Genomic DNA, 24,524 nt, shown 5'->3' on the forward strand with positions numbered 1-24,524 from the left:
GGCTATATGGAAAAAAGTGAAGATAGTTTCAGAGATAAGCAAGCAAATGACAATTGATAGACTTAAACTATGTTCTCAATTTCTCAAAAAAATCCTTTAACAAAAAAGAGCATTCTGTTTCTAATATCCCACCATAAACTTCAGGTATATGGCTGCAAAATTGAAATATCTTAGCACCATTTTCAATTCCTCCACCTTTTGGATTATAAGCTCCAAAGTACAATCGTTTAATTCTGGCAAAGGAAATAGCTTGAGCACACATCGGACATGGTTCTAATGTTACGTACATATCAGCATCACAAAGCGTGGAAGTTGAAAATGCTTGTCTGATCGCTAACATCTCTGCATGTGCAGTTGGATCGCTGGATATATTGTGTGCAGAAGAAATGATATTGTCTCCACTCACTATTACAGCACCTATGGGCACCTCATCATTTTTTTGAGCGAGTTTGGCTTGCTCTATGGCAAGCTCCATATATTGATATTTAAACACTAGGCACTTATTTCTTATCAATTGCTGCTTCAATAAATGATACAAAAAGAGGATGAGGAGAAAACGGCTTTGATTGAAACTCTGGATGAAACTGCACACCAATAAACCACGGATGACTCTCTAACTCCACTGCCTCTATGCACGTTCCATCTTCTGATATGCCACTGCATAACAGCCCATTTTTTTCTAAGTCATCTTTATAATCTGAATTGATTATGTACCTATGCCTGTGTCTTTCTGAAATAGTAGTGTTACTATATGCATCCATCATTTTAGAGTTTGCATTTATATTACATTTGTATGCCCCAAGTCTCATGGTTCCACCAAGATCGTCATCTTGATCGCCAGCTAACTTAACGATTGGATGTTTACAGTTACGAAATTCTTCAGAGTGTGCATCTTCAAGCTTAACAACATTACGAGCAAATTCAATAATTGCAAGCTGCATACCAAGGCAAATTCCGAAAAATGGGATATTATTTGTACGGGCATAATTTATTGCTAATATTTTACCCTCTACTCCGTCATCACCAAACCCCCCTGGAACAAGGATTGCATGAGAATTCTGTAATTTCTCTCCTATAAGTTTTTCATTTATAGGTTTTTCTTCCTTCTCTCTTGAGTTAACCCAATTTATCTTTACTTTGACTTTATTACTAATCGCACCATGATTTAATGCTTCAACCAGTGATTTGTATGCATCAGGGAATTCGGTGTATTTTCCCACTATAGATACAGTAACTTCCTGTGTTGGGTGCCTTATGGAATGCACTATTTGATCCCATTCAGTCAAGCTTGGTTTTGGCTTACTTAAATGAAAGTGCTCCAAAATTTGCGTATCAAGCCCACATTGGCTATACAACACCGGTAACTCATATATATGACTCACATCAGGAGCAGGTATCACATTGGATAAAGAAACATTGCAAAGCTTAGCTATTTTCTCTCTTTGATTATCGAAAATTTCTTTCTCACTGCGGCATAATATAATATCTGGTTGTAACCCCGCGGAATTTAACTCTCGAACTGAATGCTGCGTTGGCTTTGTCTTTAATTCTTGCGCTGCGGTAAGATATGGTATTAAAGTTAAGTGAATAAGGATAACTCTTTGTTTTCCTAATGTGTAGTTAACTTGGCGTATAGCCTCCAAAAATGGTTGGCTTTCAATGTCACCTACAGTTCCGCCTATTTCACATATTACAAAATCTAAACCTTCCGTACCATCAAAAATGAACGATTTGATCAAATCTGTTACATGAGGAATGACTTGCACAGTTTTGCCCAGATAATCACCACGCCTCTCTTTCTTCAATAACTCATGATATATCTTACCAGTTGTTATATTGTCATCTTTTGTTGCTTTAATTCCAGTAAAACGCTCATAATGCCCAAGATCCAAATCAGTTTCAGCACCATCTTCGGTAACAAATACCTCTCCGTGCTGAGTTGGGTTCATTGTCCCAGGATCAATGTTGAGATACGGGTCAAGTTTTCTGATACGGATCTTAAAACCGTGAGCTTGAAGAAGCGCACCAACACTCGAAGCAACTAAGCCTTTACCAAGCGATGACACAACTCCACCTGTGACAAAGATAAATTTAGCTTCCTTCATTAATTTTCAAATGGAACAGAAGTAGGTTCACTTTCTTGCTTTTTTTCTAATATAATTTTTTCTGCGATCGATTTTTTATGTACGTCTTTTGAACATAATCCTGACAATAGCAATGTATTTATAATAAACAATCCAGCAACAATAGCCGTTACTCTGCTGAGCGGGTTTTCAGAAGATTTCACTGGAATCATCGAGTTGACCCCCTGTTGTGTATTACTAAAACCACTTAACGAACTACTTCCAGGCGGCTGCAAGAGCACTAAAATTACTAACACAACAACCAATATTATTTGAAATATACTTAATACCGCTACTGACATTATAGATAGGGCTGAAAATAAAAATCTTAGCAGTACAAAGCACGTAAGTCAAGAACATCTGTCACCCAAGTAGTTTGAAATCTAAGTATGTATTTACTGCTTACCTTATTTTGATTAACATATGCATAAGACTTTGGGCTTAATATGTATCACATTTTAAAATACAAAGATTATGAACCAAAAATAGACGAAAGTGCTTTCATCGCAGGTGGTTCGCATATCATAGGCAAGGTTGAAATAGGAAGAGATGCAAGCATCTGGTTTAATTGTGTAATCAGAGGGGACGTTGGATCAATAAAAATAGGTGATGGAACAAATATTCAAGATGGAACGGTAATTCATGTGGATAGAAACCCAGGTGGTGACACAATTATTGGCAGCATGGTAACAGTGGGACATTTTTGTGTGTTGCACGCATGCACGGTGCATGATAAGGCGTTTATTGGTATGGGCTCTACCGTGATGGACCATGCAGTTGTGGAGCCTGAAGCTATGGTAGCTGCTGGCTCACTGGTAACACACGGAAAAGTGATAAAAAGTGGGGAAATATGGGCTGGCAGGCCAGCAAAATTCTTCAAAAAAATGTCGAATGAAGAAATTAAACTTATTACACAATCAGCACAAAATTATATTATGCTAATGAAGGAATATAAAAACTGAAGTTCGCGTCAAGTGTTTTACTTGACACGTACATTTCGGCTTAACCCTTGTTACTTCTTTTTCCCATTCTCATTTACTTCTTGTGCTTTTGCCCCATCTACTTGAGTACTAGGTAATACTGCATATGTAATACCACCGGCTACGAGTGCAGATGCTACTGCTATACCAATCATTACTAACATCTCTAACTTAACTGTACGTTCAAGTGCAGTAAATGCTATCAGTCCAGCAGCAAGACCCATACCAACAGTAGCAGTGTACCGTGCTCCATTGCCTTGTTTTGGTTGCTCAGTTGTTTTGCTTTTATCTTCTAGTTTTCTATTTTTCTCCTCAGCTTCAGTCAATCGATTTTGTAAGTCTTTTGTTTCATCCTTTTTGGCTTTTAACTGAGCAGCAGTATCATTTGGTGCTGCTTGCAACTGCTGAACTTGATCTTTTAATGCTATTATTTCATTCTCTTTGGCTTTTAACTGAGCAGCAGTATCATTTGGTGCTGCCTTTAACTGCGCAACTTCATCATTTAGTTTATTTATTTCATCCTCTTTGGCTTTTAACTGAGCAGCATTTGGTTGGTTGTTTAACTGTGCTTCTAAATCTTTTATTTTATTTGTTAGTGTTGTTTTTTCACCCTCTAACTTCGTAACAGCAGCATCTGGTTGAGCTTTTAATGCTGTCATTTCATTCTCTTTCTCTGTTAACTTTTGCTGTAACGCCACAGCATCTAATGCTTCCAATTCTGTTATTTTAGCATTTTTCTCTTCTAACTGCTGCTGTAACGCTGTAGAATCTATTGCCTTTAGTTTTTCCACTTCAGCTTCTAAGTCTTGTTTTTCCTGCTGAGCTGTGTCCAATTGATCTTGTAATTCTTGTGTTTTAGTTCTCAATTCCTCCTCAGCTTTCTTCTTTGCAGCTTCTAATTCTTGCACTTTAGATTTCAATTCTTCTACTTGTTTTTTGGGATGTTGAAGCATCTGTACCTCAACTTCTTTTTTTGTATTATCAAGGCCCAACAGGGTTTTTATTTCTGCTGCAGTAGTACAAGCTTTTCCGTTACCTTGTTTGTTAGCTGAAGATATAGGCATGATTACAATATTATCTGCTTGATTTTTTTTTTCTGGTTCAAACAAACCGGTAATATATAATTGCTTATTACCTAGTGAAAAACCCGCATAAAACTTTTTAGAACTTGAAATGTTTTCATACTCTTTAAATTTTTCATAATTGCTTCCTGGAATGATAAGCTGTATTTTCTGATCATTTTCTTCACCAACTAACTTTATTGTACCATTAATCTCTGTAAGCATATTAAACCTCAATATATATGATTAACATTACATAATACCCTTAGAACCTAAGGTCAAGTAATATTTTTATCATAGCATAGAAAATTTATGTTCGTAAACAAAAAATTTTGGCGTAAAATTGCCGTAATTGTGCTATAGCTAAAGTAATTTAGGTTTACCGACCATCGTCATTCCGCTGCTTGTTAGCGGGATCTAGAGATACCGCGGCGGTATGACGTTGCTAGCTTAAAGTTTAAAATTGAGAAATATTTATGTTAAAAGAAAAATACGGCTTTAAAGAAGTTGAAGACAAATGCAACATATTATGGGAAGGTAGTAAAGTTTATAAATGGAATGGTGAAAAGGATAACACTTTCACTATAGACACACCTCCACCGACAATATCAGGAAAACTCCATATTGGCCATATATTTAGCTATTGCCACACGGACTTTATTGCAAGGTTTCAACGCATGCTGGGAAAAGATGTTTTCTATCCGATTGGGTTTGATGATAATGGGCTTCCCACCGAAAGATTGGTTGAACAAACCTATAAAACCCGTGCAAAAGAAGTTGGCAGGGAAAAATTTATAGAGATGTGCCATGAGGTTATTGAAAAATCAAAGCAAGAATTCAAGGAACTATTTAAATCGGTCGGCATTAGTTATGACTGGGATTTGGAATACCACACGATCAGCAAGGAAACTGTGACGCTTTCACAGATGTCGTTTATTGATCTATATAATAAGGGATATGCATATAGAAAAATGCAGCCCATCCTTTGGGACCCAGTTGATAAAACCGCAATTGCGCAAGCAGAAATAGAAGATAAAGTTTTTGAGTCATCCTTAAACACGATAGTTGTCTCTACTCAAGAAAATGAGCAGATCAATATTGCAACTACGCGACCTGAACTACTTCCAGCATGCGTTGCAGTTTTTTGTCATCCAGAGGATACGCGCTACACTCATCTGATCGGAAAAACAGCGGTAGTGCCAATAACAGAGGAGAAAGTTCCAATAATAGCAGATGATAAGGTTAAAATAGATAAAGGCACCGGGCTTGTTATGTGTTGTACATTCGGTGATGAGCTCGATATATATTGGCAGCAAAAGCATAATCTGCCGATGAAAATTATCATCGATCAGGATGGGAGGATGAACCTTCATGATGTCATTCCACCACACCCCGGCGTCATTCCAGCGCGTGACGCTGGAATCTATGAAATAAATGGACTAAAAATTGTAGCAGCAAGAAAGAGGATGATCGAAATCCTAACTGAAAAAGGACTTTTGGTAGAAAGCACTAACATTTCTCATTCTGTTAAGTGCGCAGAAAGATCTGGTGCACCACTTGAGATATTGCCTACTTATCAATGGTTTATCAAGACTTTAGAGCAAAAAGCTCAAGTATTAGATAAAGTAAAAGAATGCAATTGGCATCCAGCTACTATGCGTAAACGTATGGAAGTGTGGATAGAAGGGCTAAATTGGGACTGGTGCATTTCAAGGCAGCGCTATTTTGGTGTGCCATTTCCAGCGTGGTATTCTAAACGTAAGGGAGAAGAAGGTAAAATTATTCTAGCTGAAGTAAAGGACCTGCCTATAGATCCATTGAAAGATTTGCCAAAAGGGTATAGCAAAGAAGAGGTTATCCCAGATCAAGATGTAATGGATACCTGGGCCACAAGTTCAATTACTCCTCAACTAAGTGCACTGGCAGTAAACAGTGAGTTTAGCTTACCAAATCATCGCTATGATACGATATTTCCTGCAGATCTGCGCAGCCAGAGCCATGAGATAATAAGAACTTGGGCTTTTTATACTATTTTAAAGGCACATTATCATGCAAATTCTTTACCTTGGAAAAACATTATGATTAGCGGTTGGTGTTTAGCCGATGATGAGAAAAAGATGAGTAAATCAAAGGGTAACATCATCACTCCTCATGTAATACTTGAAACTTATGGAGCTGATGTAGTGCGCTATTGGGCAGCGAACTCAAGGCTTGGAGTTGATACAGTCTACTCTGAAAATATATTCAAAATTGGCAAGCGCCTCGTTACAAAACTTTGGAACGCTAGCAAGTTCGTTTCCATGTTCATGGAAAAGCATCAAGCATTGAGCATAAATTCTGCTCACGAGACAATGGATAAGTGGATATTGTCTAAGTTATACAAAGTTATAGAAAGAGCAACGAATAACCTATTACAATTTGAATACTGCGAAGCTTTGGGCGTAATAGAGGAATTTTTTTGGAAGGATTTTTGTGATAGTTACTTGGAGTTAGTAAAAAAACGTGCGTACGGAAGCAGTTTAAGTGCAAAACAAAGCTTGGCATATGTACTGAATATTATTTTGCGGTTATTTGCACCTTTTCTGCCATATATTACAGAAGAGATATATCACCAGTTGTATAGTTATAATTCTGTACACAATCAAAGTAATTGGCCGAGCAAAGAAGAGCTTATCTACGATAAATATTCAGAGGAAATGGGAGATAATGTTATTCAGATATTAAATATTATCAGAAAGATAAAAGCAGATAATAATGTGTCAGTTAAGCATTTGATAAAGAAATTAGTGATAAAAGCAGATCTACGAGAGGACAAATTGAATCAATCCGCGCAGAATGATTTGCAGGCAGTGTGCAATGCGGAAATGATAGAGTGGATGCAGTCTGAGCTTGAAACTGAGAACGGAAAATACATAGTGAATATAGATTTATATTGATTTTTATGTGAAATTTGTTTGACTTCCTTTAATGTGAGCGTTACCATAACGATAACTTTAACTTATGAGGGAACGATAGTGGGAAATCTATATAATAAAACTAATGCGCCATATCTTATAGCTGGTACTCTTGCTACTTTGGCATTGCTTGCATCTGGGACACTCGCTGTTGCTCCTTATGTTGCATTCTTATCTTCAATTGCAGCCTTTAATGTAGCTCTTCCTGTTGCCTTGAGTTTATCTATACTATCTACTTTGATACTCGTACTTTCATGCAAGATGATTAGTCGAAATAAAAAATTAGCTGCTCAAGGAGCGGAGCTTAATGAAAAAACTGAATTAGCTGCAGAGCAAGAAAATACAATACAAAGCTTAGAACCTCAAATCAAAGGGCTAAATAAGAAAGTTAGTGATCTCGAAACAAAATTAGATGAAATTTCAAGGCAAGCTAATGGTGCTGCAACAAAAGATGAAGTGGAAGAGCTAAAGGTAAAGATTGCTAGTGTTGCAACAAAAGAAGAGATAAATAAGCTTAGTAATGAAGTTGAAAAGCTAATTGGTAGTGCTGCAACAAAAGATGAAATGGAAGAGCTAAAGGCAAAGATTGCTAGTGCTGCAACAGAAAGTAAAACACAAGAAAAGATTTTTATGAAATTTTGCGCAAAAGGTGAAAAAAGAGGGAAGAAAGCATTTGAGGATTTTATATTTATAAAAGAGATAAAAACAAAATTAGTAAATATTTATGAATCAATAAAAAATAATATTAATATAGTGTCTTCAGCAAAATCAGGTGATTCAGAAGAAGAGCAAGAAAAAATACAAAGAGGATTCATTTTTCACGGTCCAGGAGGAACTGGTAAGAGTTCAATTGTTGAGGCGATTGGGGATCAGCTGATATCTCTAACTACATTTATAAAAGTTTCTGGAGCTGATTTGCTTGAAAAATCAAATATAAATGAGCTTTTTAATAAAGCAAACGAAAACGCTCCTTGTATAGTTCTTATAGATGAAATCGACAGCTTTGGCAAGGGACGCACTGATGCCAATCGAGTACCTTTAAATTATTTTTTCACTAGATTCGATGAAGCTGATAAAGGTGTGACGGTGTTTGCTACAACTAATGTTAGTCTGCAAGATTTAGATGCATCACTTGTTAGGGGAAGTCGTTTGAGTAGTAAACTCAAGTTTACTATGATAGAAGGAAGTATACTTAAGAATATACTGAAGGATGGTCTGAATGAAAAATTAAAAAATAAAAAGTACAAGCATGCTATCTTAAGAATTTTAAACGAAACAAGACTTACAACACTCTCTATCTCAGCAGCAGATGTGGAATGTTTTATAAATTATATAGTTGAAAAGTTAAACAACAAGATTGGAACTTCTGCTTATACTATAATTAAAGATTTTTGTATTGAATATAATATTGGAGAGGTGTCGAATAAGCAGACTAACAGGAAAATTGAAAATTCTATAGGAGAATCACAGCAATACACATCCAGACCATCACATAAGCTGAATGACGCTTTATGTGATTCTGGATATACCAGTATGTTCTACCCCGATCAATAGCTAACTAGACTTATAAGTACAATGGTACACTCGATACACAAGGTCTAAGTCATTTTTTAGCTAGCAGACTGAAGATGGGAAGTTTGTTGTAGGTGCAGCACTATAATTCCTCCACAGATAAGAGAATTTTAATAAATATATACAAGACTGCTGAACGTGGGGGGGAGGGGAGTAATGAGCAATTTGCTTAGTGAGGCTAATGCATTTTATTTTGTAGCTAGTTCCTTAGCTACTCTTACGTTACTTACATCTTTAGCGCTTATTGTAACTTCTAATGTGCCTCTTCCTCTAATTCTTGCTTTAGCTACATTATCTATTTTGGTGCTTGCACTTTCATGTAAAATAATTAGTAATAATGTAGAATTGGAAGCAAAAGTAAAAGGTCAGTTAGAACATAAGGAGGAGATGCTTTCTCTTGAACACCAAGAGTTACGTGATGAAAATACAAGATTGAATGAAAGAGTGGATTCTTTAATGGAGGAATTGTGTCAATGCAAATTAGAAAGTGAAAAGAATAAGTTATGTTTAAAGTCAGAATATGAAGATGAGTTACGCTTAAGATTGGAATATGAAGATGAATTAAACTTGGAATTAGAACATAAAAGTAGGGAAGCTTCTTCTCTGCGTACTCAATTAACTATGTTAAGAAAAAAAGTAGAAGTAGAAGAAGTAAAACAATTAAAAACTTTAGAATCGGAAGAACAACATGAGAGCTCAGAAAGCGACATAGAAGAATTAGAGAAGAAGTTATGCCAGTCGGAAAAGGAAAAGAAAGAATTAGAAGGTAAAGTTAGTGATGAACGTCAAAAGCGCACTGATCTTGAAAGTAAAGTTGATAAATTGTGTACAAAGGAGAAAGAGTACTTATCTAAAATTAAGGAGCTGGAAAAGGAGTCATTATCTTTACAAAAAGAAGAGAAAGAATCTGATAACACATTAACAACAGTGAATGATGATCGCGATAATAAGGTGAAAGAATTAAACAGTTCACTTTTGAAGCAATCCTCTCAAATAGAACAACTTCAAAAAGCTTTATTGGAAAAGAAAAAAGAAGAAGTGCTTTTTTTGCAACGGATGATAGAATATGTAACAGATGAGGTAGAAAAATTAGTAAGGGAAAATGAAGTGATCAGAGATGATGATAAAAAAGTAATATTACAAGTGATTCAAGCAACAAAGTCTGTGTTAGTAGAAGAAGCTGCACAATATTTGCCAGGCGAAACGTCTGTTCCTTCATTTATGGAAGATCCTGGATATACCAGTGGATGTTCTACCCCGACCAACAGCTGCCACACATTTTGAGTACAGTTGTACACTGGATACATAAAACCTTAGCTATTTTTAGCTAGCAGGCTGAAAAAGGAAAGTTTGTTGTAGGTGCAGCACTATAATTCCTCCACAGATAAGAGAATTTTAATAAATATATACAAGACTGCTGGAGTTTTGTCCGTGGTGGGAGGGGAGTAATGAGCAATTTGCTTAGTGAGGCTAATGCATTTTATTTTGTAGCTAGTTCCTTAGCTACTCTTACGTTACTTACATCTTTAGCGCTTATTGTAACTTCTAATGTGCCTCTTCCTCTAATTCTTGCTTTAGCTACATTATCTATTTTGGTGCTTGCACTTTCGTATAAAATAATTAGTAATAATAAAAAAATAGAGGTTGAGAGAAATAAATTCGCTCAGAAAGAGCAAGAGTTGGAAAATAAAATAACTCTAGGAAAGGAAGCTGAAGAAGCTGCAAACAAAGAAGTGAAGAATCAATTACATGAATTAACTAGAGAGAAGCAAAATTTAGACAAGAGAGCAAAAAGATTGGATCAGAAAGTAAATGAGTCAGAAGTTGAGAGAGAATCTCTTCTTGAAGAAAAAAAATCTTTAGAGAAAAAATTAGAAACAGCAAAGAATCGTACGTTTGAAATAGACAATGAATTGGACAAAACAAGAAAGGAAATAGGTAAGCTTAATGAGCAGGAAGAGAAATTAAAACTTGAAATCTCATGTTTGAAGAAACAGTTGGAAGAAAGAAGTAGATTTATTGCAAAGCTGAAGATGGAAGTGGATGATAATAAACATTTAGAGCTAGAGAATAAGGGGTTAAATGATAGAATAGAAACGTCACGTGAAGTACAAAAGGCACTACGTGAGAAAAAACATGAACTTAGTGAAAAAGTAGAGGCATTGAATAAGGAAAAAAATAGATTTTCTAAAGAAGTAGAGGAATTACGTGAAGAACAAGAAAGACTGCATGCAAACTTAGATAAGCTACAATGTAAAATTAAAGAGGTCAACAAAGAAAAGAAAAATTTATCTAAAGAATTAAAAGAGAAATTTGAAGAGTTAGATGAAGCAAATGGTTTAATTAAAAATCAATCTTTTGAGTTAGATGGGATAAGAAAAGATTGTAATAATGAAGTAAAAAGTTTAAGAAATTCACTTTTAGAACGAGACAGTCAAATAGAAGATTTTTTGAAAGAGAAAGAAAAACAAGTGAATTTTGCGCAACTGTTGATAAGATGCGTAACAGACAATATAGAAGAACCAATAAGAAATAATGATGGAAAAGCAATATTAGATACGATTCAAATATTAAAGTCTGCGTTACAAGGAGAAATTGCACGGCTTTTGCCAGACGAAACGCCTTCTTCTTCGCTGGAAGATCTTGGATATGAATCATTATTTGTCAGTCGCTCATCCACCCCGACCAAGTTGCCAAATTCACTATTGACAGAATCTTATGAACGCAGTCAGTTCAATCAGAGTGAAAGTATTTGCAAAACACAACAATGAGTCTTATTATAAGATAAATCATGCAAGATAATGAACCCAATAATATGCGCACTGGATACACAAGACTTAAATAAGGCTATTTCTCTAGCTAATGCTCTGCGTGGTAAAGTTGGCATGGTAAAGCTGGGATTAGAATTTTTTGCTGCTCAAGGTCTTTCTGGAGTGCAAGAAGTTGCAAAATGCAATGTACCAATTTTTTTAGATCTGAAATTGCATGACATTCCAAACACTGTAGCCAAAACAGTTGAAGTAATAAAAGTTCTGAACATTGAAATGTTAACTCTGCACATCAGCGGTGGAACAAAAATGCTTGAAGAAGCGCTAAGTGTAGTGCAAGGCACAAAAATAAAGCTGATTGGAGTGACAGTGCTAACTAGTATGAGCAATGAGGATTTAAACGAGCTTGGAGTAGCAAGAGAGGCAAAATCACAGGTAATTTTGCTTGCAAAGCTTGCAAAAAAGATTGGACTCCATGGAGTAGTCTGTTCTGCACTAGAAGCTCAAGAAGTGCGCCGAGAATGCGGTGAAGACTTTAAAATTATTACTCCAGGAATTCGTATAGATCCAGGTCATGACGACCAAAAAAGAACAGCAACACCAAAAGAAGCAATAAATTCAGGAGCTGATTATATCGTCATTGGCAGACCCATTACAAAAACTACAAGTAGTGCGGAGCTAATATTGAAATCCATGAAAGAATTTTAATATAATAACTTAATTTATAAAAATACTAACATATTAATTAGGAATAAGCATGAGTAATATCAATAGAATAATACGCGAAGTAATCAAGGAATTCCGCTCAAAATTACCAGATAAGGAAATAGAGGAATATTCTGGCAAATTGAATAAGCTACATATCTACCAGTGCAATAAGCATATAATAGAAAATAAGAAGCTATATCATTATACAATAAATGGGAAAACCCATGCTATGGGTCAGCATGGGCATAATTTTGTCAAGAGTTTAGAAGTTATCTTGAGGAATAAGCCACAAATTTCCTTAGAAGAGGTAATTGATTTTATGGAAAAAATAATTAATTTTGGTATTGATAGTTGTTATGGAGCATTTGAGATGATATTTGAATCTCGCTCTGGTGTTACAATAGATGATGCAGTTAATTTTGTAAAAGATAGCTTATCTAGTAAATTTTATGGATTCCATGGCAGTGGGATTTTCAAAGTAATATTAGAACTTAATCCAGAGAGCTCTCTTGAAGAGATAGAGAAACAATTTAGCAAAGTAGTAGATCCTTACTTTCTTAATGCTTGGAGTCGAGAAAGTGAAAGGGCTTTTGCTAAGATATGTAGGTTATGTAGAGAAGGACATGTGGAGAGTATGCAGAAATTTGATTTTAGCAATTTTAATTTAGATCAAGATAGTGCTGGAGCATTAAGAGCACTGTTACAGTATTGTGTTGACGTTTCTAATCAAAAAGCTTTAGGTGATTCACATGAATTGCATAGAGAAGAGATGGAGGGGATATATAAATTTGATGATAATTACGATTTAAATTTAGATAGTGATCATAATGATAGTATCTGGCATTGAAATTATACTACAATAATAAAATAACTGGATAAAAATTATCACCAAAAAAATTCAAAAAAGTGCTTGACATAAAAGAACGAACATTATATAGTGTCATTATCTTTTATTTTACCTCGCTTAATTTAATTACTGGATTAAGCTTACAGTACTAAGCGTGGCACAAAGTGCCACGCTATTTTCCGGTTTACATTTTCAACAGATAAAAAATGATGCCATTTCAGTGCCAAGCACATAACTGTACGGATATTCATTTTTAAAGGTAAATTGCACAACAGATGATGTCATTCCAGTGCTTGACACTGGAATCCAGAAATTTTGCTTATAACTGAGCTGATGAGCTAAAGGTAGTTGTCTTACGCTAAAACAAACGTTTTTAATTAAGTTGCATAGAAGCTGGATCCCAGTGTCAAGCACTGGAATGACATCGTTTACTATGTACCATATTGCAATATTCGTACAACTGTGGGAAACATCTATGGATGCCATTCCTATTACCTTATTTCCATTTTTATTTCATTTTCAAAGGAGGCTATTATGTCACTTACCGATATCGCTCACCGTATCAATGAACTCGCTTCATCATGGGAGCAATTTAAATTAATAAATGATCGCAAACTAAAAGAAATTGAAAGCAAAGGGCGTGCTGATTCTGCAACAATTGAGCAGCTATGCAAGGTAAATAATGCCATTGATAGTTGCAAAGAGCGTTTAGACTTGATCGAAACTGCAGCTCAACGCCCAGAAGTAAATACAGATTTTAGCACAAGCGATAAATATTTTTCTGATTATATCCGCAAGGGAATGGAAAGCGGTTTATCACACAAAACCCTCAGTGGAGATGACAGTGATATCGGAGGGTATCTAGTTACTCCGCATATTGTAAAACGCATAAACAAGCGCGTAACTGATTCGTCCCCAATGCGACAAATATGCTCCAGTCAAAGAATCTCTACTGAAACATTGGATTACATTATAGAAGATTTTGACCGCGCCGGTGCAGGTTGGAGCAGTGAAACAGTAGATGATGAGGACGGTGGCAATAAGTCTAAGTATGATTTTGCAAAAGATACGGACACGCCCAAAATCCAAAAGATTTCCGTCACAACTTACGAGTTATATGCTCAACCACAAATATCACAAAAGTTACTCGATGATGCGTTTGTCGATGTTGAGAGTTGGCTGGTGGAAAAGATTGCCGAGAGACTTTTAGTAAGGAAGAAAGCGAAGCCTTCATTAAGGGTGAGGGCACTTTTCAACCAAAAGGAATTTTAGCTTATGAAAATGGAAACAGTTATAATAAAATAGAGCAAGTTAAAACTGAAAAATTAGATAGTGATTCAATAATGATGTTGTATTACTCTCTGGACGAATATTATTCCAAAAATGCGTCATTTTTGATAAACAGGAGTACGTTGAAGGATATCAGGCTGCTAAAATCTCAAACAGGTCAGTATCTCTGGCAGCCAAGTCTGTCGCTTGAAGCTCCAGATACTTTAATGGGAATACCAGTATATCAATCTGCCGATATGCCACCAGCGCCAAACAATCAGCTACCAGTAATTGCGATGGCAGATTTCAAACAAGCTTATAAGATTGTAGATAACAGAGGAATGAGAATATTAAGAGACCCTTATACGAATAAACCTTATGTGAGGTTTTTTGTCACTAAGCGTGTCGGCGGAGAGGTTGTAAACACCAGTGCTATTAAATTGTTGAAAGTTGCGAGCAAGTACTAAAAACTTCCGCAGCATCATCTTTATAGCTGATCAAAGCAACACGTCATACCGCGATTCATTCCATAACTGTACGAACATTGTGATTTTGGCCCATCAGGAGGGTGTCATCCCAGTGCTTGACACATATAGCTAAACTGACTTAGATTTACCGACAGTTTGAAAAACAAAAATTCGTCATTCCGCTACTTGTTAGCGGAATCTATGCTGAGATATCGCGGCGGTATGACGTAGGAAAACCTTTCTTGGGTTAGCTATAGTTTGCTATATTATGTGATTTTATTTTTAGCGTTGCTTCTTATATTATGTAATTTATTTTCCATAATGTATATTATGTAATTTTCGATGCTAAGATCTGTTATAGCTCTCAGTATGATATGAGTGATTCTCTTTTAATAATTATTTTTTAAATAGTTTGTTGGTTCATCAATTTCTTTAGGATTGATATCTACAATTATTTTTCCGTTTTTTAACAGAATAATCCGATCTGATATTTTTGTTAAAAAATCCAAATTGTGAGAAGCGATAATCATAGTAATACCCATATCTCTAACTGATTGTAGTAGTTCCACAACGTCGACTATTGTTGCTACATCTAAACCAGACGTTGGCTCATCGCATAATAGAATCCTTGGATTCATCATTAAGCTTCTGGCAAGCGCAACCCGCTGTTTTTGCCCACCGGATAGATTACTAGGGTAATCATTTTTTTTAGAAGCAATACCCAAAGACTCAAGTAGTGAATCACTTTGATCCTGAGTTTTGTTTTTAAGTTTGGGAGCATATGTAAGATTTTCCCAGACAGTCATATGTGGGAAAAGTTGAAAATCCTGAAATACAAAACCAGTACTATCATTGCATTCAATGCTACCAGAATCTAAAACTTCGAGTTTTTGTATACAACGTAACAATGTTGATTTACCACTACCAGAAGGACCAGCAAGACCAACTATAGATTGTTCTATAATCAGGTTAATATTATTAAGTACTGGAACATTATTAAATAATTTACAAACATTATGCATTTTTATCATATATACCTTTCTGTTCAATCTTTTTGCCTATATATTCAATTAGTAATACAAGAGCGTAATAATAAGCCCCAGCAAGACAAAGTGGTATAAAATAAGTAAATTGTTCTGCTGCAAGCATTTGCGCAGAGCGCATAATATCAACACCACCAATAGTAGAGATTAATGCCGTTTCTTTAAGGAGTGAAATGATCTCATTTATCATTGCAGGAAGAATATTTTTAATAACTTGTGGTAATATAATATCTCTCCACATATAGAAACTAGGTATTTGTAAAGTTTTAGCTGCTTCAAACTGGTTTTTTGATATAGTTTCAATACCAGCTCGTAAAATCTCAGCAATATAAGCACAGCTATTTAGACCAAATGCTATAATGCCAGCACTAAATATGTTTAATTTAATTCCTGCAATGGTTGGAGTCATAAAATAAACAACACTTAACTGTAATATAAGGGGGGTGCCACGTATTACAGATATAATTCCATTAATTAATGGAATACAGATCTTATTATATCTGAGTACTGAAAATAACCCTCCTAGACTCATACCTAAAAGCAGTCCTCCAATCAATAATTTTAAAGTAAAGGCAAGGCCTGTTCCAACAAACAAGAAATTAGAAATTAATTCTTGCATCAGTTATCTCCTAGCCATTTTTCTGCTATCTTTTGTATTACACCTTTACTTTCTAAACTTTTTAACGCCTCGTTTATTTTATCCTTTAAATCAGATCCTTTATTCACAGCAATAGAATAACCATTATCTGACTTAGCGATGGCTGACCATGATAGACCAGGATTTTTTTTGCTAAATACTTTACCTTGGAATTCATCAATTAGGACGCCATCAACATGACCAGACTTTAATGTTTCTACAGCTTGATTATTATTGTCTATAGCAATAATTTGAGCTGTTGTAGGAACATGCTCTTTTAGCCAAATTTCCATGACAGTTCCTAGTTGAACGGCTATCTTCTTGTGAGTTAAGTTGTTTATACCGGCTATGGGTTTATTTTTGTGATATAGAATACCAAATTCCCCTGTATAATAACTATTTGAAAAATCAAAATTTTTTTCACGCTCTTCTGTGCTACCAATAGTAGATATAGCAGCATCTACAGAATTACTTTGCAATGCTGCAAATATAGTACTAAACTGCATATCTTTAAATATCGCTTCTTTACCTAACTCTTTTGCTACTAATTGAGCAAGCTCAATGTCAAAGCCAGTAAATTTACCATTTTCATAATATTCAAAAGGTGGATAATCTGCAGAAATTGCAAATCTAATGATATTATCGTGTTTATCTTCCTTGCATCCTGTTAATAGAATACTTATCACTATAATAGCATTTAAAATATATTTTTTCATATTACTAATTTATATTCATGTTTTATTCATCTTATGAGTATAGACATTAAAAATTGAATAGTCAAGAAATAATGAATATAATTTCAAATATACTTATTACATATTCAATATGAGGAAAATGCATAATGCATGACAACACACTAGGTGAACATATTTTAAATATTATTCAAAATCACGAAATTTTAGAGCAGAGCGATTTACAGACCTTGCTTAAAGAAAGAGGGCACAACATTCCTCAGGCTACTTTATCAAGAAAATTAAAAAAACTTAAAATTGCCAAAGTTGCTGGTGTATATAAAGTAATCGATATCAACCAGTATCAATTACCATTGATACTTAATATGCAAATTTCGGATTTTGGTTTAATAGTACTACATACCCAACCAGGACAAGCTAGCAGCCTAGCTTACTTTCTAGATCAGAAGTATGTTATTTATTCATTAAATAATAGCAAAAACATAGGAATTATAGGAACTATAGCAGGTGATGATACAGTATTATTGATCATCAAAAGTAAGGCTGAACTTAACAAAGTATTACAATCAATTTATGAAACATTTCCATATTTAAGTCCTGAATAAGAATGTTGTAAGTTAAAAATGTGATATAAAGAAGATAAGAGGGATTCCTTTGTTTAAATCTTTGTCTTCTTTTTTTCAATATACCTACATATCAGAATGGACAATTCATATAGAATCAGCATTGGTATTGCAAGCCCTACTTGGCTTAATACATCAGGTGGAGTTAAGATTGCAGCGATAATAAAAATTACCACTATCGCGATTCTGCGTTTATTTGACAAATTTTGTGTAGTGAGTAACCCTACTCTCACCATCAATGTAAGTATTACTGGAATTTGAAATGCAGTGCCAAATGCAAACATAAATTGGAGAACGAGATCTAAATATTCGCTAACTGATGGCATAAACTCTATCGGTATATCGAAGGATTTACCACTGTGTTCGAAGTTGATAAAAAACTTCCAGGCTAAAGGAAATATATAGTAATAGACTACAGTAGCTCCCGTTACAAATAAAACCGGTGTTGCAATTAAGTATGGCAACAACACTGCCCTTTCACTTTTATATAACCCAGGTGCTAAGAACATATAGAATTGCCATGCAAACACAGGAAAAGAGAGCAAAAGTGCACTCATTACAGCAACCCTAAGATATACAAAAAACGCCTCTGTTAAGTCTGTATAGATTAAAGAAAAATCATCGCTATCTTTTGTGACCTCTATTAAAGGTGCAAGTAGAAAACGGTATATATTTTCCTTAAAGTAATAACAAAAACCAAAAGCAACGCAAAAAAATAGAAAGCAAAAGATAACTCTTTTTCTGAGTTCCGCAAAGTGCTCACAAAATGAAGCATATTTGTTCGAGTTTTCATTCATACTTTACTATGGCTCAATAATGCTATATCTAACATTCTCAGCGAAAAAGCCCACTCATTGTCATACCACGCTGCAACCCTGCATATATCACCTGTAACATATGTACCAGTTAAATCCACAATTGCACTATAAGGGTTATGCACAAAATCTATTGAGACTAAAGGTTCCTCGCATATAGAAAGTACATTTGACATTGGATAACCCTCTGTCATCCTAGTACCCTCTGATGTCATCTTAGTACCCTCTGATGTCATCCGAGTAGCTGACACTGGGATCCAGAAATTAGATTCCAGCGTCACGCGCTGGAATGACGTAGAGGAGAGAGCTGCATCCTTAAACATTTCATTGATTTCTTCAACGGTCGCTTTCTTATCAGTCGTAAATGTAAAATCAACCATAGAAACATTGCTAACCGGAACTCTGACGGCAGTGCCATCTAGCTTTCCTTTTAATTCAGGGATGACAGAACCAATTGTTTTTGCTGCCCCGGTTGTAGTTGGCACCATAGATAATCCGCAAGCCCTTGCTCTACGCAAATCTTTATGATTACCATCAAGAACATTTTGATCATTCGTGTAGGCATGTATAGTAGTCATAAAACCGCTTTTTATGCTTAAACTAGAATGTAGGACTTTCACAATCGGAGCAAGGCAATTTGTAGTGCAAGAACCTGCTGATATCACTTTATGCTCTTTTTCGAGCATATCGTCATTCACACCATAAACTATAGTGACATCAGCATCCGGAACTGGAGCAGAGACAATTACTTTCTCTGCATTGTGCCTTATTGCTTCTTCACGTTTGTTGAATGCACCAGTACATTCAAGTATTACATCAACATTCCAAGGAATATTTTCAGGGCTCCGTTCTCTATACAAAGAAAACTTTCTGCCATTTATGGATAGCCAATTTTGAGACTCATTAAAATCAATATCACCACTGAATTTGCCATGAACAGAATCATATTTAATCAAATGTGCATGCTGCTTTGCACTGAGCGATCCATTGACAGCTACAACTTCTATTTGTTTGCTATATTCTTCTATTTCGAAAATAGCACGCAATACGCCTCTGCCTATTCTACCCAGACCATTAATTCCTACGCGAACCGTCATCTCTTCATTCAAAAAATTTAATTATAGAGGATATCACTTGATATTTCATTTTATTCTTTTGACTGCTAATTGGCAGTTTTAACCTTAATATATTAATATTCACCTTGACTAAAGAACTATAATACTGTATTATTTTATCAATAGTATTGAAACTTTAATAGGAGGCTAATTATGTTATTACAGAGGATCATTATAGATCAATTAGAAAAAATTTCAGGCCAATCATTTCTACACAAACTTGCTACCGATAAAGAATATTTTAAGGAAGTGTCAAGGTATTTGGAAGAAAATCATAAGATGAGCTTAGAAGAGTTTATAATTAGCGTTTATAGATCAAGTGGAGGAGATGTCAATTTTCGTGATTATAAGGATGAGGCAGCATTATATTCTGCATCAGAAAACGACAATCAAGATATGGTTCGTATTTTAACATCATGTGGTATAAGCATTGATGACTTTAATTGTGAAATTAGTAATAGAATACAGGAAAAATCTGAACAATCTAGGAGAATTTCATTAAGTAATAATGCTAATGTTTCACATATCTACGAAATAATACGCAGAATTACTAATATAAGAGATGCTTTCCAACATTTGGACCTTAGACACAGTGATAAGAGACCTTTTATTGTTGGGTGTATTACTAGCTTTGTGAGTTTGATGGCTATTAATGCTATTAAAGGTAATTACTATAATGGTCCTGGTAGTCTTACTTGCATTCCTGTTTTCCATGCCAACATGTCAAACTTTTCTGATTTTACTACTGATAGAATTAATACCTTTGCTAGCTTTATTATTGGAACAATAGCATATAAGGCCGCACAAAACATTTCTACGTTAGTAAGAGATGTTTCTAGTTTACTCCATAATAGATTGGAAGTGCAAAAAAATGAATCAGAAATCGCTAGATATAAAAAAATACAAGAGAACGTTATCTCTATTCTGTCAGAAGTAAAAGTAGGATCAAATTTGTCTAGAGATATCAATTGTTGATGTTACCTGAGTACAGATTTTTCTCATATCTCAATACTTTCTAGACTGTTATTGAGTGCTTTCACATCTGAGTTTTCCTACTGTCATCCCAGCGCGTGACGCTGGGATCTTTATTGCTTTCATAGTCTCATTTATTATTTTGTAACTAAAAAAAATACTTTCCCTTTTTAGAGAACTGCATATAATAGATTTGACATTGCAGTGCGTTGTGCAAACAGAATTCCCAATACTATAACCTACAGGAGGCCTTATGAATAAGAAATTTCTCTATTCACCATTGTCAATAAAAAGTATAGGAGAAAACGGTGTATTTTCTGGTTATGCGAGCGTTTTTAACATAGTTGATAAACAAAATGATCTGATATTGCCCGGAGCATTTAAGGAAAATTTAAACAGAAATAAAATAAAACTCCTTTGGCAGCATAATCCTGACGAACCTATAGGTAGCATCATAGATATTTATGAAAATGATGTTGGCCTGTATATAACCGCACATTTACTTTTGGGTATTCAGAAAGCAGAAGAAGTGTATTTGATGCTCAAAACTGGGGCAATTAACGGACTTTCCATCGGCTATATACCTATAGAGTATGATGTTGATCATAAAAGTGGAGCTAGAGTGTTAAAACAAGTGGAATTATGGGAAGTCAGTTTGGTCACTTTTCCTGCAAACTTGGCTGCTCAGGTAATCAATGTGAAAAATCAGAACAATGAACAGGAAGTGTTAGCAAGAGCGATAGAAAAAGCAAATGCTGTACTTGCAGACATGTACATTTCTGCTTAAAGTGTATTAGGCGGGCAAAGACTTTACCATAATTTGACACCTGCGTTAGTATTTGTTTAACATTTATACTAATATATATAACTTTATTACTATTAAAATTTTCTGTAAATTAAAGTTAAAAAATAAGGTAATTTTATGCTAAATATTAATAATAAGGTTAATTATGAAATTAATATTAAACGAAAGGAAAAAAAATACAGTTGGTCTACTGTATTTGCTTGGTTATATCTAAAAACGATTGGACGAATATTGCCCAAGAGATGGAATAGATGGGCAGAAAATATTTTGTACTACGATAAAACTACTGCAAACAATGAAGTTCAAACTGATGCTTTTAAGACAATAGATGGAAGTGTTCAAGTTGACTTAAAACCTGAAGTAGCAGTAAGAGAGAGCCAAAGTGGAGTAATAAGTAAGGATGGAGAGGTTCAAACTAATAAAGTAACATTTCACGATATAGCAATGCAGACCGAATACGTCGAAACAACGGATAAAAATAGTGATCAAGCACAGCAGGTTGAAGACTTACAATCAAAAAATGGCTTATTGGAAGTGAAAATTGAAGAATTGCGATCTATAATCATAAGGCTTAAAGCGGACTTACAATCAAAAAATAGCTCGTTAAAAAAGGAAAATAGAGAATTGCAATCTATAATCATAAGACTTAAAAAGAATTATAGAGAATTGGTAGAAGTTACAGATAAACAAGAGAAAGGGTTTTTAGTAAAGTTGAAGGCAAAATCTGAGATGATAGGGTGCCAGGGAAGAGAATTAACTGAACTCAGAGCAGAATTTACCAATAAAATAAACGAGCTTTTTGAAAGGGTGGAAGAAGTCAGGAAAGAAAAATCGAAGAAAAAAAAAGAAGAGTTACAAGAGCAAGTTGAACATCTGAATGCAAAATTAGAAAGAGCAAGAAATGTTGCAATATTTTCTATTGGAGAGCGTACAAAAACACTTGATGAAAATCTGACATTAAAAAATCAACAAATTGAAAGTTCACCAGCTAAAGATGAACAACAAAATGGGAAGTTAACAGAGAAAGATACACAAGGGCAAACAAAAACTAAAGCGCCAGATACAGTGAGTACAGTATCTACTGCAAAATCAACTACTGGTTCTATGAAGTCAAAAATTCCAAAGGGTTTATCTAAGCTTCGTGGGAATGAGAATTGCGATAAATTTTTATCTGATAAAAATAAAGAGTTGAAAAAAAGTTTTTCTGAATTTGAAAAGAAACACTTTTGCCATAACGTGCTTAATGAAACTATAAAGTCTCTATCAAATCAAGATGATGGCAAATTTGAAAGCAGTAAGCTGCTTGAATTATTAGAAAGTAATTTGAAACAATCCGCAAGGGAGATCATAGAAGCTAAGGTTAAAGAAGTTGTCAACGAACATTGTAACATTGGAAAAAATATGGGTAAAGAACTACGAGATGACACGTTAAAAGCCAAGTTGTCACCTTCTGTTAGAAAATGCGTAAAAAAATTAGAATTTAACAAACAAGAAGGGGTAAATAAGATTGTAGACTCTATCTTGCACAGCTTTAATAGCAAGAATAATAATAATAACGACTCAGGAGAATTGCTTAAAGAAATTGTTACAGGAAAATTAACAGAGGCTAAAATGAAATGTTTTTCAAATAAGATTCAAGAGTTACAACTGGCATTAAGCATAAGAGATAAATTTTTATCTCCAGATCAGGGAATGTGTAATCAAACTCAAGGAGGAGTAAACGAATATCAATTAACAGAAAAAGCTAAAAAAGAACATATACCTAATTCCTCTATGAGTTCCCCTAATATTGCAAGCATACATTCATTGAACAGTCAGAAAGCAGTTAGAATAGGCTCTTAGCATAAAGCACCAGCTCCTCTTTTGTTAAAGTGTAGGAGCTATCTTCCCAATGTTGTTTTAGCAATTCCAAGTTTCTACCTAAACTTTTTCCTGGCTGGTGACCTATACTTATTAAATCATCGCCAGATAAAGGAAATTTTGGAATATTGAATGTGTTAGCAAATGAAATGTATTCATCAACATTTTCTCCAGACTCAACACCACAAATTTTCACTAAATCACAATATAATTCTCTACCAAATAAAGATATGTATTTTTTTTGCTCTTTTTCTGAGAGTTCTGTTTTGATATCGTTGGATAATAAAAATAACAGCTTTTTCTTTTGCTTGTTTGAAAGACGTAGAAACTTACTTACATATTCTCCAAGACTTAGCCTGTCATTTTTGGTGGTCCTAAGGAGTAACGCTAATTTTACTAGTGCATCAGTGCCGAAAAGAAGTGACGAAGACAGAATTTCGCATTTTACTTCTTTTGGGATAATCTTTTGCAAAACATCAGATTCTTGCATGCTCTTAAGTGTTGGAAAAGGATCATTGCACTCCAGCAATTTAAGTATTTCATCTCTTATTCTCTCTCCAGAGAGGTTTTGAATCATATGCGAATGCTTTTTGCATACGTTTAGTATTTCATCACTCAAATCTCCGACACATATTTTTGCATGAAAACGAAATGCTCTTAAAATACGTAGATAGTCTTCTTTAATTCTATCTTCAGCGTTGCCTATAAAGTTTAACCTTCGCGCCTTTAAATCCTCAATGCCACCAAAGTAGTCATATATATGGCCATGCTTATCTGCATATAGAGCGTTAAATGTAAAGTCACGCCTTGAAGCATCAGCTTGCCAATTATTAGTAAATTCTACTTTTGCATGCCTACCATCACATTTCACATCATGCCTTAGTGTCGTAATTTCAAAAGACCTCTGATTTAAGATTGCAGTAATAGTTCCATGGTTTAAGCCAGTTGGAATAGTTTTTATATTACGGAGTTTTAGCGCTTTAATTGTTTGATTGGGAAGCAAATTAGTAGCTAAATCGATGTCGTGGACATCACGCTGCAAAATTGAGTCTCTCACACATCCGCCGACAAGCCTAGCCTCACCACCAAATTCCTCTATGGCATCAATAATTAAACTAGTTTCACGGTCAACTTGCATTTAGGTTAGTACGTACTGCAAGTTCATATTATATGAAATGCTTGCAAAAGCCCTATATAAAAATATACAGGGCTA

The 24,524-nt window shown here is 34.8% G+C and carries 24 protein-coding genes; 13 read left to right on the plus strand and 11 right to left on the minus strand.

The features are described from left to right. Positions 1-67: 67 nt before the first annotated feature. Genes OOK89_RS03675 through secG form a run of 3 tightly spaced genes read right to left on the minus strand, consistent with a single transcriptional unit; the run spans position 68 to position 2,425 of the window. Positions 68-475: a nucleoside deaminase gene (locus tag OOK89_RS03675; RefSeq protein WP_264719318.1), complete on the minus strand. Its 408-nt coding sequence runs from the start codon at positions 473-475 to the stop codon at positions 68-70. Positions 476-500: 25 nt separating this feature from the next. After that, positions 501-2,105 (minus strand): CTP synthase, encoded by a 1,605-nt coding sequence (locus OOK89_RS03680; RefSeq protein WP_264718723.1) that lies wholly within the window; start codon positions 2,103-2,105, stop codon positions 501-503. Next, positions 2,105-2,425, minus strand: coding sequence for a preprotein translocase subunit SecG (secG, locus tag OOK89_RS03685; protein ID WP_264373820.1), 321 nt, complete (start codon positions 2,423-2,425; stop codon positions 2,105-2,107). Before secG ends, OOK89_RS03680 begins: the two co-directional genes overlap by 1 nt. A gap of 144 nt (positions 2,426-2,569) precedes the next feature. On the opposite strand from secG, the gene OOK89_RS03690 reads away from it, so the two are divergent. After that, on the plus strand, positions 2,570-3,085 hold the full coding sequence (locus OOK89_RS03690; RefSeq protein ID WP_264718724.1) for a gamma carbonic anhydrase family protein: 516 nt from the start codon (positions 2,570-2,572) through the stop codon (positions 3,083-3,085). Between the two features lie 50 nt (positions 3,086-3,135). Here the strand turns inward: OOK89_RS03690 and OOK89_RS03695 are convergent, their stop codons facing one another. Continuing rightward, positions 3,136-4,389, minus strand: coding sequence for a hypothetical protein (locus OOK89_RS03695; RefSeq protein WP_264718725.1), 1,254 nt, complete (start codon positions 4,387-4,389; stop codon positions 3,136-3,138). Positions 4,390-4,640: 251 nt separating this feature from the next. Between OOK89_RS03695 and OOK89_RS03700 the strand changes: the two genes are divergently transcribed. The 6 genes from OOK89_RS03700 to OOK89_RS03725 all read left to right on the plus strand — a co-directional run bounded on the left by OOK89_RS03700 (position 4,641) and on the right by OOK89_RS03725 (position 13,013). Further along, positions 4,641-7,100 (plus strand): valine--tRNA ligase, encoded by a 2,460-nt coding sequence (locus OOK89_RS03700; RefSeq protein ID WP_264718727.1) that lies wholly within the window; start codon positions 4,641-4,643, stop codon positions 7,098-7,100. A gap of 78 nt (positions 7,101-7,178) precedes the next feature. Beyond that, positions 7,179-8,672 carry an AAA family ATPase gene (locus OOK89_RS03705; RefSeq protein ID WP_264718729.1) on the plus strand — a complete coding sequence of 498 codons (1,494 nt, stop codon included), beginning with the start codon at positions 7,179-7,181 and terminating at the stop codon, positions 8,670-8,672. 174 nt (positions 8,673-8,846) lie between these two features. Next, positions 8,847-9,974, plus strand: coding sequence for a coiled-coil domain-containing protein (locus OOK89_RS03710; RefSeq protein ID WP_264718730.1), 1,128 nt, complete (start codon positions 8,847-8,849; stop codon positions 9,972-9,974). Positions 9,975-10,138: 164 nt separating this feature from the next. Next, positions 10,139-11,461: a coiled-coil domain-containing protein gene (locus tag OOK89_RS03715; RefSeq protein ID WP_264718732.1), complete on the plus strand. Its 1,323-nt coding sequence runs from the start codon at positions 10,139-10,141 to the stop codon at positions 11,459-11,461. Between the two features lie 30 nt (positions 11,462-11,491). Beyond that, on the plus strand, positions 11,492-12,166 hold the full coding sequence (gene pyrF / locus OOK89_RS03720) for an orotidine-5'-phosphate decarboxylase (protein ID WP_006280567.1): 675 nt from the start codon (positions 11,492-11,494) through the stop codon (positions 12,164-12,166). 49 nt (positions 12,167-12,215) lie between these two features. After that, the gene (locus tag OOK89_RS03725) at positions 12,216-13,013 is read left to right on the plus strand and encodes a hypothetical protein (RefSeq protein ID WP_264718733.1); all 798 of its coding nucleotides are present in this window, start codon (positions 12,216-12,218) and stop codon (positions 13,011-13,013) included. A gap of 192 nt (positions 13,014-13,205) precedes the next feature. On the opposite strand, the gene OOK89_RS03730 is transcribed toward OOK89_RS03725, so the two are convergent. Next, positions 13,206-13,499, minus strand: coding sequence for a hypothetical protein (locus OOK89_RS03730; protein WP_010962608.1), 294 nt, complete (start codon positions 13,497-13,499; stop codon positions 13,206-13,208). A 48-nt stretch (positions 13,500-13,547) separates the two neighbouring features. Here OOK89_RS03730 and OOK89_RS03735 point away from each other — a divergent pair, with 48 nt between their 5' ends. Both OOK89_RS03735 and OOK89_RS03740 read left to right on the plus strand, forming a co-directional pair. Beyond that, on the plus strand, positions 13,548-14,285 hold the full coding sequence (locus OOK89_RS03735) for a phage major capsid protein (RefSeq protein ID WP_264718735.1): 738 nt from the start codon (positions 13,548-13,550) through the stop codon (positions 14,283-14,285). Next, positions 14,189-14,749, plus strand: coding sequence for a phage major capsid protein (locus OOK89_RS03740; RefSeq protein WP_264718736.1), 561 nt, complete (start codon positions 14,189-14,191; stop codon positions 14,747-14,749). Before OOK89_RS03735 ends, OOK89_RS03740 begins: the two co-directional genes overlap by 97 nt. Positions 14,750-15,138: 389 nt before the next feature. Here OOK89_RS03740 and OOK89_RS03745 read toward each other — a convergent pair whose 3' ends face one another. Genes OOK89_RS03745 through OOK89_RS03755 form a run of 3 tightly spaced genes read right to left on the minus strand, consistent with a single transcriptional unit; the run spans position 15,139 to position 17,145 of the window. Then, positions 15,139-15,780, minus strand: coding sequence for an amino acid ABC transporter ATP-binding protein (locus tag OOK89_RS03745; RefSeq protein WP_065094901.1), 642 nt, complete (start codon positions 15,778-15,780; stop codon positions 15,139-15,141). Beyond that, positions 15,764-16,411 carry an amino acid ABC transporter permease gene (locus OOK89_RS03750; RefSeq protein ID WP_264718737.1) on the minus strand — a complete coding sequence of 216 codons (648 nt, stop codon included), beginning with the start codon at positions 16,409-16,411 and terminating at the stop codon, positions 15,764-15,766. The genes OOK89_RS03745 and OOK89_RS03750 overlap by 17 nt, the downstream gene beginning before the upstream one ends. Then, complete coding sequence (locus OOK89_RS03755) at positions 16,411-17,145, minus strand: substrate-binding periplasmic protein (RefSeq protein ID WP_151807878.1); 735 nt, start codon at positions 17,143-17,145, stop codon at positions 16,411-16,413. Before OOK89_RS03755 ends, OOK89_RS03750 begins: the two co-directional genes overlap by 1 nt. Positions 17,146-17,270: 125 nt before the next feature. On the opposite strand from OOK89_RS03755, the gene OOK89_RS03760 reads away from it, so the two are divergent. Continuing rightward, positions 17,271-17,726: an arginine repressor gene (locus OOK89_RS03760; protein WP_065094904.1), complete on the plus strand. Its 456-nt coding sequence runs from the start codon at positions 17,271-17,273 to the stop codon at positions 17,724-17,726. A gap of 53 nt (positions 17,727-17,779) precedes the next feature. Here OOK89_RS03760 and tatC read toward each other — a convergent pair whose 3' ends face one another. Both tatC and OOK89_RS03770 read right to left on the minus strand, forming a co-directional pair. Next, positions 17,780-18,541 (minus strand): twin-arginine translocase subunit TatC, encoded by a 762-nt coding sequence (tatC, locus tag OOK89_RS03765; protein WP_264718738.1) that lies wholly within the window; start codon positions 18,539-18,541, stop codon positions 17,780-17,782. Beyond that, the gene (locus tag OOK89_RS03770) at positions 18,538-19,656 is read right to left on the minus strand and encodes a type I glyceraldehyde-3-phosphate dehydrogenase (protein ID WP_264718739.1); all 1,119 of its coding nucleotides are present in this window, start codon (positions 19,654-19,656) and stop codon (positions 18,538-18,540) included. The genes tatC and OOK89_RS03770 overlap by 4 nt, the downstream gene beginning before the upstream one ends. 171 nt (positions 19,657-19,827) lie before the next feature. Here OOK89_RS03770 and OOK89_RS03775 point away from each other — a divergent pair, with 171 nt between their 5' ends. The 3 genes from OOK89_RS03775 to OOK89_RS03785 all read left to right on the plus strand — a co-directional run bounded on the left by OOK89_RS03775 (position 19,828) and on the right by OOK89_RS03785 (position 23,293). Then, positions 19,828-20,649, plus strand: coding sequence for a hypothetical protein (locus tag OOK89_RS03775; RefSeq protein WP_264718741.1), 822 nt, complete (start codon positions 19,828-19,830; stop codon positions 20,647-20,649). A 250-nt stretch (positions 20,650-20,899) separates the two neighbouring features. Continuing rightward, a complete protein-coding gene (locus OOK89_RS03780; RefSeq protein ID WP_006280514.1) occupies positions 20,900-21,433 on the plus strand; it encodes an HK97 family phage prohead protease in 534 nt (177 codons plus the stop codon). 135 nt (positions 21,434-21,568) lie between these two features. Beyond that, positions 21,569-23,293, plus strand: coding sequence for a hypothetical protein (locus OOK89_RS03785; protein WP_044471207.1), 1,725 nt, complete (start codon positions 21,569-21,571; stop codon positions 23,291-23,293). On the opposite strand, the gene OOK89_RS03790 is transcribed toward OOK89_RS03785, so the two are convergent. Beyond that, the gene (locus tag OOK89_RS03790) at positions 23,277-24,449 is read right to left on the minus strand and encodes a CCA tRNA nucleotidyltransferase (protein WP_264718743.1); all 1,173 of its coding nucleotides are present in this window, start codon (positions 24,447-24,449) and stop codon (positions 23,277-23,279) included. The genes OOK89_RS03785 and OOK89_RS03790 overlap by 17 nt on opposite strands. Positions 24,450-24,524: the final 75 nt, after the last annotated feature.

The sequence above is a fragment of the Wolbachia endosymbiont (group A) of Lasioglossum morio genome (assembly GCF_947250585.1).
GTDB classification, from domain to species: Bacteria; Pseudomonadota; Alphaproteobacteria; order Rickettsiales; family Anaplasmataceae; genus Wolbachia; species Wolbachia pipientis.